The 14,289-nt window shown below is 39.1% G+C and carries 10 protein-coding genes and 1 pseudogene; 8 read left to right on the top strand and 3 right to left on the bottom strand.

Features of this window, described 5'->3' with window-relative positions; all coding sequences use genetic code 11:
• Positions 1 to 32: 32 nt before the first annotated feature.
• Both TOL9009_RS0113605 and TOL9009_RS0113600 read right to left on the bottom strand, forming a co-directional pair.
• Positions 33 to 665: a DUF4760 domain-containing protein gene (locus TOL9009_RS0113605; protein WP_029633297.1), complete on the bottom strand. Its 633-nt coding sequence runs from the start codon at positions 663 to 665 to the stop codon at positions 33 to 35.
• Positions 666 to 1,136: 471 nt separating this feature from the next.
• Positions 1,137 to 1,475, bottom strand: a pseudogene (locus TOL9009_RS0113600) (aldehyde dehydrogenase family protein); the annotation flags it as partial.
• Here TOL9009_RS0113600 and TOL9009_RS0113595 point away from each other — a divergent pair.
• Together TOL9009_RS0113595 and TOL9009_RS0113590 are read left to right on the top strand one after the other, a co-directional pair.
• Positions 1,451 to 1,939: a DUF433 domain-containing protein gene (locus TOL9009_RS0113595; RefSeq protein ID WP_199341415.1), complete on the top strand. Its 489-nt coding sequence runs from the start codon at positions 1,451 to 1,453 to the stop codon at positions 1,937 to 1,939. The pseudogene TOL9009_RS0113600 and the gene TOL9009_RS0113595 sit on opposite strands and share 25 nt — an antisense overlap.
• Positions 1,940 to 1,942: 3 nt before the next feature.
• The gene (locus TOL9009_RS0113590) at positions 1,943 to 2,284 is read left to right on the top strand and encodes a DUF5615 family PIN-like protein (protein ID WP_029633294.1); all 342 of its coding nucleotides are present in this window, start codon (positions 1,943 to 1,945) and stop codon (positions 2,282 to 2,284) included.
• A gap of 138 nt (positions 2,285 to 2,422) precedes the next feature.
• Here the strand turns inward: TOL9009_RS0113590 and TOL9009_RS0113585 are convergent, their stop codons facing one another.
• Positions 2,423 to 4,378: a cyclase family protein gene (locus tag TOL9009_RS0113585; protein WP_029633293.1), complete on the bottom strand. Its 1,956-nt coding sequence runs from the start codon at positions 4,376 to 4,378 to the stop codon at positions 2,423 to 2,425.
• Positions 4,379 to 4,889: 511 nt separating this feature from the next.
• On the opposite strand from TOL9009_RS0113585, the gene TOL9009_RS0113580 reads away from it, so the two are divergent.
• The 6 genes from TOL9009_RS0113580 to TOL9009_RS49315 all read left to right on the top strand — a co-directional run bounded on the left by TOL9009_RS0113580 (position 4,890) and on the right by TOL9009_RS49315 (position 14,281).
• Positions 4,890 to 7,442, top strand: coding sequence for a dynamin family protein (locus tag TOL9009_RS0113580; RefSeq protein ID WP_029633292.1), 2,553 nt, complete (start codon positions 4,890 to 4,892; stop codon positions 7,440 to 7,442).
• A gap of 166 nt (positions 7,443 to 7,608) precedes the next feature.
• The gene (locus tag TOL9009_RS0113575; protein WP_029633291.1) at positions 7,609 to 10,611 is read left to right on the top strand and encodes a virulence factor SrfB; all 3,003 of its coding nucleotides are present in this window, start codon (positions 7,609 to 7,611) and stop codon (positions 10,609 to 10,611) included.
• 191 nt (positions 10,612 to 10,802) lie between these two features.
• Positions 10,803 to 11,885 carry a hypothetical protein gene (locus TOL9009_RS0113570; RefSeq protein ID WP_029633290.1) on the top strand — a complete coding sequence of 361 codons (1,083 nt, stop codon included), beginning with the start codon at positions 10,803 to 10,805 and terminating at the stop codon, positions 11,883 to 11,885.
• A gap of 174 nt (positions 11,886 to 12,059) precedes the next feature.
• A complete protein-coding gene (locus TOL9009_RS0113565) occupies positions 12,060 to 13,451 on the top strand; it encodes a serine/threonine-protein kinase (RefSeq protein WP_029633289.1) in 1,392 nt (463 codons plus the stop codon).
• A gap of 89 nt (positions 13,452 to 13,540) precedes the next feature.
• Complete coding sequence (locus TOL9009_RS0113560; RefSeq protein WP_029633288.1) at positions 13,541 to 13,837, top strand: hypothetical protein; 297 nt, start codon at positions 13,541 to 13,543, stop codon at positions 13,835 to 13,837.
• 285 nt (positions 13,838 to 14,122) lie between these two features.
• Positions 14,123 to 14,281 (top strand): hypothetical protein, encoded by a 159-nt coding sequence (locus TOL9009_RS49315; RefSeq protein ID WP_242055393.1) that lies wholly within the window; start codon positions 14,123 to 14,125, stop codon positions 14,279 to 14,281.
• Positions 14,282 to 14,289: the final 8 nt, after the last annotated feature.

Below are 14,289 nucleotides of genomic sequence, written 5' to 3'. Positions count from 1 at the left end.
TGCGCTTACACATTACTCCATTTACCTAAGTTTTAGTTCTCATTATTTCTCCACCTTTCATTCAATTCCATCAGGGCTTTGTAAACCTCCTTGTTGTGTCCATTTCCTCTTCTTTGACTGATAAATGCGTGAAAATCTTCGCAATAATCTTGTACTATGATTTTAAAGTATCTTTTCAAAAATCTTTCATCAACAATCCCATCTTCGACGCACAGAGCCATTTCTGTTAAAAAGTTTAAAATGGTAATAATTTTTTGTTTGTCTATAGGATTTGTCTCAAAATAGTCTATAAGAAATTTATCTTGTTGCTCAGGGGGGTACTTTCGGATTTGTTCAAAAATTTTTAATGAAGCTTCTCGTAAAGGTATATATTGTGTTTCATTCCAGCGATGAAGATAAGATAAGCTTCTATCTATAACTTTAGAGTTTGTACTTTGACTAAGATTTCTATAAGCGTAAAAAGCACCCAAAGCGCCAGCACTTGTAGCAAATGTAGTAGCAGCAAAAGTTAAAGTGTCTTTATGGTCTTTTGGGATTAAGGCATGAAGTATCGTTGCAAAGATTGAAGCAACAATAGAAAAAACAAAAATATTAAAGGTAATTTTTAGGTTGAACTCACCAAATCTATTAGGATTGTTGTGATGAGAATGATTGCGAGGCTTCATGTTTCGTTCAGTTGGGTAGAATCTGGATAACCACGAGAATAGTTACTCTTCGTGAAATAAAAGGCTTTACAGATACACCCTAATAGACCTGATGAGAACCAATGAAACCCTCGTTCTTGCTGTTATTTTTACCATCGGTAAAAGTAGCCAAGAGATAATTTGCGGTCACAAAACGGCTGAAAATCTCACCCAGATTAGGTTTCCGAAAAAAATCAATTAAACAGCATCAATTTGTAATCGCTCGTTCATATCGGAACTTATACCAATTCTATGTGAGGTTGCGCTTTATTCGCCCTGCGCCGAGCGCAGGCTACGCAAACAGGCGCTTTAGCCTGGGGCTATACAAACAAAGCCTGCCGACCCAAGCTAAATTAGGCGCATCTTCATACAGAAATGGTATTACACAAAAATTAAGCCCAAGCGCAATGAATGTAAATATTTTCGCCCAAGTTGCTTATTATTTTATCAGTATTATTCCCAATTATCAATCTGGGCGCGTTGCAAACTTCCAGAAAAGTCAACATACACACTTTTCCATTCTGTAAATACATCTAAAGCGGTAGTTCCGGCTTCGCGGTGTCCGTTACCGGTTTGTTTGACTCCCCCAAAAGGTAAATGTACTTCTGCGCCGATTGTGGGACCATTAATATAAGTTATCCCCGCTTCGATGTCGCGCATGGCAGTAAAAGCGCGGTTGATGTCGCGGGTGTAAACTGAAGAAGAAAGACCGTAATTGCTATCGTTGAGGATTGCGATCGCTTCCTCAAAAGAACTAACTTCAATTAATGCTACCACTGGTCCAAATATCTCCAGGACTTACGCAACTAGCAGAAGCACGAAAAAACTTAAGTAGTCGTGCAAAATTAAATATATATTGTCATTCTAAGCGCGTTGCAAATGGTAAAATTATAAATGCACCTTTCCCTTACATCAAAGGATTTACATCCGTGGGACTCAAAGAGTTAGAGCCACAACTTCTTGCCCTCAATCCTAGCGAAAAAGTGCAGGCTATTCAATTACTTGCTCAAAGTCTCGGCAGCAATTGGAAAGGAATTGAGAAAACTCCCAAAGTCTGTGGTGGGGAAGCTCGCATTGCCAAAACTCGTATTCCTATTTGGGTACTTGTGGAAGCTCGTCATCTTGGATATAGTGATGCTGAACTTTTGACAAGCTATCCAACCATCACTGCTACTGATTTAGCTAATGCTTGGACATATGCAGAAGCTCATCCTGATGAAATTGAACTGGCTATTGAGCGCAACGAGGTAGCCTAATTGATGGCAAGCTTTTATGCGGATGAGCAGTTTCCGTTTCCAGTTGTGGAATTATTACGTACTTTGGGACATGATGTTTTGACGGTTCAGGATGCTGGTAATGCAGAGCGAGGTATACCTGATGACGAAGTACTTGCATTTGCCATCAGCCAAGAACGCTCAATATTAACTATCAATAGAGATGATTTTATCCGCTTGCATCGTCGTAACTCCAACCACTTTGGCATTATTGTTTGTACCAACAATCGCAATTGGGAACAGTTTGCAGCACGGATAAATGAGGCTGTAACAACAGAGGAAAATTTGCAAGGAGAACTTATTCGCATAGTACGTCCTGCACGCTAAGGAAAGTAACGGACTCCCGTTTTCAATAAACGGACTCCCGTTTTCAACCAACGCACTCTGGAGATGCCTAATAATTGTCGTCAACTATAAAGAAAATATCCTCACCAAAACTCCGCGAACCTTTGCGTTCCTTTGCGTTTAAATTCCTGGCACTAAAGCCAACACCCCAACCGGAGAACCAGAACCATGCTGTAATAATAGAGGTGCGATCGCCAGCATAACTCCTCTTGGTGGCAGTCGATCCAAATTAGTCAAATTCTCCAACACAATGCGCGGTTTCTCCAACACCAAACGGTTGATAGTAAAGCTTGTATCTTGCCCAGAATCTACACCGTGAGTATCAATTCCTACCCCAGCAATTTCGCGTTCATCTAGCAAAAACTGGACAGCATCACTGCCAAACCCCGGAAAATGCACACTTCCTTCAGCATCTTGGTTGAAAAATGCATCTTTATCACACCATTTATCTTGCCACCCCGTATACAGTAAAACTACACTGTTTGCGGGAATCTCGCCATATTCTTCTTCCCAAGCCAGAACATCAGCCACAGTCAGGATATAATCAAAATTAACTGTGGTTTTGACGCGAATATCTATAACTACTGCTGACACAACCAACGATTCGGCAGGGTATTTGTCAATTCCCACACCAAAGTTGTGAAAACTTTTCGGAGCGTTGATATGAGTAGCGCTGTGTTCCCCCAAAGAGAAACGTCGCAGATAATAACCATCTTTTTCTAATTCTGCTACAGTCTCAAATTCTACTGGAGGATCGCCTTCCCATTGCGGTACATCTGGATCAATTATATGACTTAGATGGATGACGGAGGATTTTGAACCGCTGATGAACGCAGATGAACGCTGATATAATAAAGAGTATCCGCGTTTATCCGCGTTTATCTGCGGTTGAAATTCTTTATCTTGAATTGGCGAGCGCTTTAACTGTTCTAGTTTTGAACCGCTGATGAACGCAGATGGACGCTGATATAATAAAGAGTATCCGCGTTTATCCGCGTTTATCTGCGGTTGAAATTCTTTATCTTGAATTGACGAGCGCGTTAACTGCTGAAGTGTTGCTTCCATAACTGCGGTAGTTTGACCCGTTACCGTAAATACCAAAGCTTCCCGATAAACTCGTTGTGCTGGATGATGCATATAATTAGCCGCTCCACTGGAAACGGTAACAGCAGCGTGAGCGATTCGCGTTGCTAAATCAATTGCCCAAGCTCGCATTTGCAATAGTTTTGCTGTTTCTATTGATTTTAGTTGCGCTTCTCTAATCAGAGTGCGACACTTAGTTAATTCTTGTAATAAAGATTCAAAGGCATCGTGAATAAAAGGTAGTGATTTATTCTCTTTAGCTGCGTCAATAATATCTAAACCTGCAAAAGCGCATCCTGTAGCTAAAAAAGTTGCCCGCAAAATGTTGTTTTTATCGTTTTCGTGAATCCATCCAGGTGGTTTAATAAAAACTACACGCTCTTGAGGTAAGAACCAGCGAGTTAAAGTGGCAGATACAGTATTGCTTGATGTCATTGCTGCCAGTTGTGCTGGGGTGGTAAATGTGATTTGAGATGTCTGCACAAAAGGGACGATACCAAAAACTGCACTACCATCAGGTAATGTCGCAGCAATGATAAAATGTTGAAATAAGTTCCAGCCAGTTACCCAAGGTACAACTCCATCTAATTGATATCCTCCCGCTACAGGTACGGCTAATGTTAAGGGTTCACCTTGTCGTCGCAACTGAGAGAAACCGACTCCCATTAAAACTTCGCCGTTGCCCATCCGTTTCAGGTATACTTGTTTTAATGCTGAGTTGTCACTCGTCATGAGCATCGCTGCCGCACTTTGATGTTGGGTTTGCACAAAAGCTAAAGTACCAGAATATCTAGCGATTAATTCTTGAAAGTCGCCAAAAGTCGCTTCACTCTCGTGTTTGTCAGTTCGTAGCGCTAGTAAACCTAAGTTTCCCAAACCTTGGAGTGCTTGATATAGCGCTTGTGGGTTGCTGTCTATTTCGTTAGCTTTGGGTGCAACTTGCTGAAGTAAGAAGGAATTGGTAATATCTAGAATAGAGCGATCGCAATCCATAATTTTTTCACTTTTGCAATTCTGAACTGAGCAACTCAGCACTCAAATAGATAATCCCCCCAAATCTCTTAAATTTCAAGCTTTGAGGGGTTAAAAAGTTGCAGCAAAAAGTGAATCAGTATTTAGTTAACACTCAAAAGGTTAAGATTTTTTATCAATTTAAGTTAAGTTTTAGTGAAATACTAATTAAAGATGTATGTCTTCGTGAACAATGAGATCCCGACTTCTCTAAGAAGTCGGGGATCTAAGTCTTAAGATTTTCACAAATCAGATAATATTGACATATTGCATCATTTGCAATTAGCTTCATAACCCGCCGTGGAATTAATTCCACGGCTCATAGCTCAAGTCCATTAAAATGGACTGGAACCTTATACAGATGTTTTGCCTCATAGATATTGACATTTTCCGGTTTTGTAGCTAATAAAGTATCTGCACCACTTACCCAAATTACTTTCTTCTCAAGTGAGAAAAATTCTTTCCTTAATTTAAATCAGTGGAAAACTTCCCTATGGAATCAGAAAAACTGGATCGTTTTCAAAAGTATGGTGAATCGATTCTCCGGAAAATAGACTCAGTACCGCAACAGCCTTCACAACAAGAAGATTGGGTTCCAGCTAGTCTAGATGACTGTCTGATTCACCTCCGGGAAGCTGCTGAAAAAACTGTCAAACTTGCTACATCAAGTGTTAAAATCGGTGTGATGGGTGAATTCAGTAGTGGAAAAACTTTGCTTTTAGGCAGTTTGATTGGTTACGCAGATGCTTTACCAATTAGTGAGAATCCTACCACAGGCAACGTTACCGCTATCCACCTCAAACCGCAAGAAGACTTTAAAACTACGCAACTGAGTAATTTTGCTGTCGAGTATTTGACTCACGACGAGGTTAACGAGTGCTTGCGCTTCATGCTGGGGGAGGCAAACCAAAGAACAATCGCAGCGGGATTGTCTTCTGTACCCCAAGAAAAGCTGAAAACCTGGAATGATATTCTTAGCTGGTGCGAAGAAACGTGGAACAATAGTAAAAACTTGGAGTTGCGTTATCTGTTGCGCGAGTTAGTATCTTTCATTCGCGCTTATAATTCTTATGGTGCGGCGATGTCTGGTAGGCGCTACAATATTGATGCTACCACCGCCCGCGATGGACTGACGCTAGCCGATCAACCGATGGCAATTCAGACTCTCAACTTTAAAGATTTACCACCAACGCATATTAAATTACCAAATGCACCTCAAAGACTGCCAGCAAAGTTATTACAAAATAGCTTTCCGCTGATTCGTCGTGTAGATATTGAGGTAAAAATATCAAAAGATATTTGGGATCTTTCCGGAAAGAGTGGAACATCAGAGTTTATTTTATTAGATTTTCCCGGATTGGGTGCTGCTAATTCGGGAGTGAGAGATACATTTTTGTCGTTGCGAGAATTGGCAGAAGTACAAACAATTTTAGTCTTACTAAATGGTAAATCTCCGGGAAGCGATCGCGCTAACAAAATCTTCACGATGATGCAACAGCAACGTCCCGGACAAGACCTCAAAGATTTAATTTTAGTAGGTGTAGGACGCTTCGATCAACTACCTTTAGAAAGTGAAGGTGGTGAAAGAGAACTTGATAGCTTAATTAACGATAATGTAGATAATCCTTTAAAAGAAAACACCGTTTGCCAACACCTCAAAGTTTTGCAAACAACTCTTGAAGGTGCATCCGCATTTACTAGCCAAAAAGAGCGAATTCTTCTACTCTCACCACTTTTAGGATTAGCTGATTTAGCCAAACGCTCTAGTAAAGTGAAAGCAGGTTCACCAGAGTTTTTAGCTAATTTAGATTATCCTGATTATTTAGATCGTTCTAAGCGATTGCAACAAAAATGGGGACATTTAAGTGAACGTTTGTTAGAATCTGATTCCCGCAGTCATCTAGGCAGACAATTGAGTTATTTTGCACAAGATGGCAGCATTAGCAAACTGCGAGAATTGATTCAAACCCACGTAGCTACTCACGGTTTCAAGCAGCTTTATGAAGATACTCGTCGAGCTACTAATGCTTTGCATCAACAACAAGATAAGTTGAAAAATATCTTAGATGAAATTAAAGAGCAAGGCATACCAATGGCAGAAAGTCAATCTTTTCTTGACTTACGCTTTGCCGTAGAAACCTTAGATAAAACATATAGAAAATTCCAAAAAGAATTAAGTAAAGAACCACTCAAAGACAAACGAGGAATTACAGTTAGCGATGTGGTGAAAGACGAACTAACTTATAGAATACTTAATTGGAGTCAGTGGACTTTGCTTTTCAACAAAGCAAACAACGGGATGATATCATTAACAGAATCAAAAGGTGCGGCAGGGAAATTATTTGATAGAGGAAATAAACTTAATAGTTCCCTCCCAACTAAAAGCGATGATTTTTATCCAGCATTTGAAAAGACAATTAAAGAACTAGAAGAATTTGCACGCGATCGCCTGAGTCAAGCAGTGGTAGACTCATTAAGTAAGTTATCAAACCAAATAGCCAAAGAACGCGATCGCTTGCGAGAAATTCTCCATCCCGAACAGGAGCAAGACATTCAACAAAAATTTGGTGATGAAGAAGCAGATTTATTTTACAAACTGCTTTTAGGATGCGATCCTAACCAATGGCAAGAAGCGATAATTTCCGAAGTTAGTAGTAAAGATAAAACCAGCATCCCTGCTAACATGTTTCCCTTAGCGCGTCAAGACGATAAACACAACATTGGACAAATCTTTGATTGGGCGCCAGAAAGAAGCCAAAGCAACCCCAGAACCGCTAACCATCAACTTTTAGTACTGCGACTGCGAGATGAAATTACCGCTAGTGCCAGTTTACATCTTGTGCAGTATGTTAGTGAAGTGAATCAGCGAGTTAATGCCGAACTAGAAGGAATTTTAGATCAGATTGTTCCTTGTTTACAAAATATTTCTAAAAAGGAAGCGTTGTTAAGATATATTGCAACAGATGAATCGCAAATTAATGCGGAAATTCCTAGTTGGTTGCAGATTATTTTAGATATTGCTAACTTTGAAAGTAATTCGATTTGATTGGTGAAAATTAATTTTATAACGAACCGCGAAGAAGCGAAGAACACGAAGGAAAGAGAAAAGAGATATAATTGACCTAATTTCTAAACTAATTCCTCTCTCCTCCTTTCTTCGTGTCCTTCGCGTCTTCGTGGTTCGTTTCTCTTAATCCAAATTCCCTACAAATATGAACCTTTTCCAATTAAACAATAATAAAGAATTAACAGATTTATTAACAATGAACTTTGAACAACTTAACAAAATCGAGAAACCAAAAAAAAGATTTCCCGGATGGTTTGCGATAGATTTTGGCACATCAAATTCTACAGTTACATTATTTGACCCCATTGAAGTACCTATCGCGGAAATTCTGCCGAGAGAACAAGAGATACGTTTGCGCGATCGCATGGCACAATGGTTGAGTTCTCCCGCTGCAATTGCTTTACCAGATATTAGCGCAAGTGAATGGGATAAGTTCATCGCAGAAATTAGCAAAAATCTGGAAATAGAACCAAGTCAGTTAGGTGAAGTTTTTGAAAGTGATAATAAGGAGCGATTTTTAGAAGCGATTCGTCAAATTGAATTATGTTTGGGAACAAGCGATCGCTTTCGTCGTGCTGTCAGCAAAAAACTTTACCAAATATATCATGAAGTGTTCCGCGTTCCGACTCTAGAATCGCAAAATCTCATCCCGGTTGTGTTAGATATTGATCGTCGAGATACGGAGATTCCTAGTGAGTTGGAAGTTTCTAGTTTGACTGCTTTGAAACTGAAGATGGGGAGAGAAGCGAGAGACAACAGAAAAAAGGCGATCGCTCAAGGTACTAGCGGTTCTTTAGAGGAAATTATTAGCAAGTTTCATCATTCACCTAAAAGATATTTCGGTCAAGATCGGTCTTTTGGTGTTATTATAGAAGGCGAAAAAACTACAATTACTGTTAATCAGTTAATTCAAGCTGCTTGGGGACATCTTGTTGAGTTAACTGAAGATTATCGACAACGTGCACGACGCAAATTTTCCGAAGGGGATTTGTTGACGGCAGTTGTGACTTATCCAACTGTTGCCCCCCCAGTTATTCGCAAGGAAATTAAAGAACTTGTGGAACAACTTGGTATTGATGATGTGCAAACAGCTTACGATGAAGCTGTTTCTGTGGCAATATTCTTTTTGTGGCGAGAGTTTGGTGGTAATTTGAATATTGGAATTGAATCTTTCAAAACTCGCTGTCATCAAGAAAAAAATAAATGGTCGCAAAATGTGCTTGTTTTAGATATTGGTGGGGGAACAACTGATTTAGCTTTAATTGAATTAACTTTAGAAGATAAAACTCCCTTTTTTGGAGATAATGAAGATAGAGGACTTGGAGGACGCTACTATAGACTTACTCCCAAGTTGTTAGGTTCATCTGGTCATTTGCAATTAGGTGGTGAGTTAATTACACTGCGAATGTTTCGGCTTTTGAAAGTAGCGATCGCTGATTCTTTGTTAACAGCAATTACTCTCGGTTCTTTAGAAAGCGATAAATTAGAAGATTTAATTAATTCCGAATTAAACGAGCGCTTTTTAGAACAAGGAAAATTTAAAAGCGGCAGTCTTTTGAAATGTGTAGATAAAGAAAATCCTGAAGGTGATGCAGCTTACAAAGATGCTTTAGATACTGCGGAGAAAGTGTTACCTACTCGTTGGCAACAAGCACCTCAACGCTTACAAACATTTTACGCCCTTTGGGAACTTGCAGAAGCTGCCAAACTCAAATTAGGACAAAAGTCACCAGCAGACGGTTCTACTTTAACCTTCACTGTTTCTGAACAACAAATTTCCGAATTATTAACACAAAGTAGCATTAAATTCAACATTCAAAATGCTCATAATATTAACGTCACCTTAGACAGTCAACAATTTGAAAGAACCGCAGCTACAGCAATTAAAGAAGCAATTGGCATTGCTAAAGGATTGATGGAAAGTCGATTGCTAAGTAGCGGACAAAAAGTTGATTGGTTAATTCTATCTGGGAAAACTTGCAATCTTGATTTAGTCCAGCAAGAAATTTATCAGGAATTTAGTAAATCACAATATTTTGTTTGGAATCCAGAGCGAATTACCTTTGTTTTAGAGTTTACTAAATTAGCTACCTCTGCCGGTGCTTGCTACGCTGAAAAACTGCGAAGACTCAGATTCGATCCAGAAGAATCTAAAGGATTGCTACGTAAGGGAGCAAATCAACTAGAAATAGATGTCAAAAATTTATTTTATTATTTACCTTGCAACTTTAAACGCAAAACTCAAAGCAACGACTTACTACCAATCTTTCAAGCTGGACAAGAACTTTATCAATTAGCTGATAGGGAATCTGTAGCAAAAGTTCGCACCAATTGGCAAGGGATACAATTAAGCAACATCATCTATCGTCAAGATTACGAAGATGGAGATTTGCGGCTTTGGGGTAGCTTTGATGGTAAAACTTTAATGGAGAAATTGAAGATAGAAGAATCAGAATTTCTCAACAAAATTAAAGTTCAATTTGAAATTGACCAAACACTACAATTTAACGTGTTACTTTGTCGAGGAAATCCACATTATTTAATTGATGTTCCTGGTATTGATGTCGGAATAGCAATATTAGCGCACTTCCCCACTGCCGAAAGCTCAAAGTTATTTTCTGATGGTAAATTGAATTGGAATATTGCCATTGAACGTCCCTATCAAAAGCTGAATAATGGTGACATTGCAGTCAATGTGATCGAGTCAGCAACAGTCGATCAACCAGATGCTTATCATTTGGTATTTGTGGCAGAAAGCAATGATAGTAAATCTATCAAAGAATTTCGTTATGTACGCGATCGCTTACAAGAAACAGGAACCGGTTTAATCAGTAAACCCTTACCTCCCTTTCCCCAAAACAGTCAGCACACCTTCTACATTTATCAAACAGATCCCCAAAGAAACACCAATAAATGGATCAGAATTGGCGCCCTAACTAAACCAGAAATAACCACAGATTATCCTTGTCAATATCATGTTACCCTTGATGAGAAAGGCATTCTCCGGATGCACGCTGGTGAAGTCCCTTACTGGACATCAACAAATGAAGAATGTCTCAAAGAAGAAGGATGTGTTTTTCGCGCTGAACTAGAATTACAACCCAACGAAGTTGATAAAGAACGCGATCCATTTTGCGGCATTCATTAATAGTTAGGAGTTGTGAATATTTAAGTTGAAAAAATCATGATTCTTCTTCTCCTCCGCGTCTCTGCGTGAGAAAAATTATTTCTCCATTCTTTTCTAATTTTTTAATTCCTAACTTATAGTACAGACGTTCCGCCGGAACGTTATAGTACAGACGTTCCGCCGGAACGTCTCTACCTAACTCCTAATTTATTATGCAGCACTTACGCCGACTTTTAGAAGTAGAAAACTCAGAATTAGCCCGGTTATTACGGTTTAGTTTGTACGGACTAGAAGCTTCTCTGAAAAAAGCTCAAGCAGAATTATCTAACGATCCCGGAGCGAAAATATGCGACGAAGTGCTGCAAGAACTTTGTCATCTTTTACAACCTTCAACCGTTGCCCCTTTAAATAATATCACCTCCACAAATGAGTTAAAACTAACACGCTTGCGAGATGAATTTAATGATGACAAAGAGCTAACTTTATATTTAGGAAATTCACCACTTCAAAGCCAGACTGACTCAGATTTGTGGAACGAAATTCAACGAAAGCTGTTAAGAATTCCAGAGGATGTAGCTACATATTGGCGTCAAAATGCTTTGAATCTTGCTCAAGAAGCTGGTGCTATTGAGGATAATTCAAATTTATACCAACTTCCTTTTATCCGCGATGAAATTATTTACCCAGGACTCAGCGGTAGTGTGAATGTCCAAGGTTTGCAGTTGTCTCAAAATGAAATGACTCATGGACAAGAATCAAATGATATGTATCTACTTGCATGTATGGTGAGTTTGTTGATAAAACTTATCGAAATTGAACCAGATTTGCATCATGCTTTAAAAAGTATTTTTAGCTTTGATGTTGTATCTTTGCATTCAAAACCAGAACAGCGAACTCAATATATTGAAGCTTTAAGCGATCGCTATCAACGCATCCAAAAAGCTGAACAAAATGCATATCCCTTATTAACTCTGCGTGCTTGGATTGATATCGACGAAGCAATACACTCCCTTTTATTCGTTCCTCCAGCCGAACGCTATTCGTGGTGGGGGAAATTACAACAAGAATCGCGACGCATCCTGAAAAAAGTAGCCGATAGGGTAAACAACGCAGGCTATGATGTAAGAATTCGCCAATTATCCGGACTTTACGCCGATATCTGTGCTTTTTCCAAAGATGACTTACAATTAGATTGCGGCGGTACACCCGGAGAAGTTTTAACATGTCTGCGAGTATATGCGCGAATCAACCAAGAAGATTGTTTAGGACGCGTCATCTTTCGCTCATTGAGGTAATTTTCTGGCTTTAGCGCTCTTCTATGATTATCGGCAGAGAATAATCTCATCAAACCCCGGCACGTATTCGTTACTATGTCTAGATATATCAATATTTCGTAAACATTAGCAACTCTAATTGTGTGCGAAAATCATTATCAACTAAGGTGATAACTTGCAGGTATGGTGACTGTAATGCTGGGTAAAAAGCTTGGTGGACGCTACCAAATTATTAAACATTTGGGAGAAGGTGCGTTTGGAGTTACTTTCGTCGCTGAAGATATGCAACGACCAGGAAATCCTCAGTGCGTTGTCAAGCAGTTTCAACCAAAAAACACAGACCCCCACACCTTGCGGGAAGCACGACGGCTTTTTGATAACGAAGCCAAAATGCTAGAAAGGTTAGGAAACCATGACCAAATCCCTCGTCTTTTGGCTCATCTGGTAGAAAACGAAGAATTTTATTTAGTTCAAGAGTTTATCGAAGGACACGACCTGAGTCAAGAAGTGATTTTAGGTCAAAAATTGAGTGAAGCTGTAGTAATTAAACTTTTACAAGATATTTTAGAAGTTTTAGCCTTCGTTCATCAGCACGAAATCATTCACCGAGATATCAAACCATCAAACATCCGGCGGCGCAAAGATGGTAAAATTGTCTTGATTGACTTTGGTGCAGTCAAACAAATCAGTACCCAAGTAGTTAATGCTCAAGGTGAAACGCGTTTTACGGTTGCGATTGGTACTTTTGGTTACATGCCAAGCGAACAAGCTAGTTGTAATCCGCAATTGAGCAGCGATGTCTACGCAGTGGGAATGATTGGTATCCAAGCACTTACAGGAATATTCCCAAATAATTTACAAAAAGACTCTCAAACAAATGAAATTATTTGGCGTCATCAAGCACAAGTAAGCCAAAAATCAGCAGATATTTTAGATAAAATGGTGCGCTACGACTTTCGTCAGCGTTACCACTCAGCAACGGATGCATTAAAAGCTTTAAACGATCTGTCACATTCACCCACAAAAGTCTGGCGATCGCCTAAAAACTTTATTATTGGATTAGCGATCGCAGCAGTACTTACAATCAGTATTGCATATTGGTACTTAATTCCTCGTCCCAAACCACCAGAAAATTTCTTAACTTATGGAAATTCAAGTTTAGGGATAACAATCAAATATCCCCAAAGCTGGGAAAGACGAGATATAGACAATCCCATCACTGGGGAAGTAGTTGCATTTGTCTCTGCCAAACAAACTGATGCAGATAAATTCCAAGAAAAACTAATCATCAGCGTTCAAGATTTTTCTGGGACATTACAAGACTTTAGCGATACATCGACAAACGACATCACAAAACATTTAGTAAATGCTGAAATTCAAAAGCCAAGGGAAACGACACTTGCAAATAAATCTGCATATCAATTAATTTATACTGGTAAAGGTGGAGACAATAATTTAAAAAGTATGCAACTTTTTACTTTAAAAGGTGATAAAGCATATGTAGTTACTTACACAGCAGCAATAGATAATTACAACGACTTTATCCAAACAGCAGAAACAATGATTAAATCATTTGAAATTCAGTAGAGACGTGACCATGGAACGTCTTTGCAATATATGTGATTTGCCAGATATGACATAATATGAAAAAATCGGTTTAACTGCACTATTAAATTATGACGATTATTACCCTGCAATTGTCGCCGGAATTGAAACGAAAACTACAAGAAAGTATCGCACGTCATGATCCCCAAAGCATTCGAGAGCTATTAGCTGAAGCGTTTGCACCAACTGTAGAAGCATTCCTGGAACAAACACCTACTCAATTAAACGATAAGCAGTGCGAGGATGAACAAAAGTTAGAAGAAAGTATAGATAGATTATTAGATGAGTTTGCATCACATGTTAACTCAATACCAACACTTTCAGATTATGCAGTGAGTCGTGAAGGTATTTACGAAGAACATTCCTAGCTGTGATATATCTTGTAGATACAAACTTTTTACTGCGTTTTGTGGATCGTAACAGTCCATTAAACACAATTGTCAGAAATGTGAGAAAAAACCTCAGAGCAAATGGAGCGCAATTAACAATAACGTCACAAAATTGTAGAGAATTTTGGAACGTAGCTACAAGACCAACAGCAAAAAATGGGTTAGGGTTAACACCAACCTATGCAAATCGCTTATTACAGGTAATTGAACGTTTGTTTCCATTAATCTGATACACCTGCGATTTATCCTGAGTGGCGTCGGCTTGTGGTTACATATAATGTGTCAGGTGTGCAAGTACATGATGCTCACCTTGTTGCTAGCATGAAAGCAAACGGTGTTACCCATATTCTGACATTTAATACAACTGATTTCACTCGCTATGCAGTTGAAGGGATTGTAGCAGTTGATCCGGGAACACTGTAGATGACGCA

Source organism: [Scytonema hofmanni] UTEX 2349 (assembly GCF_000582685.1).
Lineage (GTDB): Bacteria > Cyanobacteriota > Cyanobacteriia > Cyanobacteriales > Nostocaceae > Hassallia > Hassallia hofmanni.
Note: the sequence above shows the minus strand (reverse complement) of the source record. Positions and strands in the feature narration are given on the sequence as shown.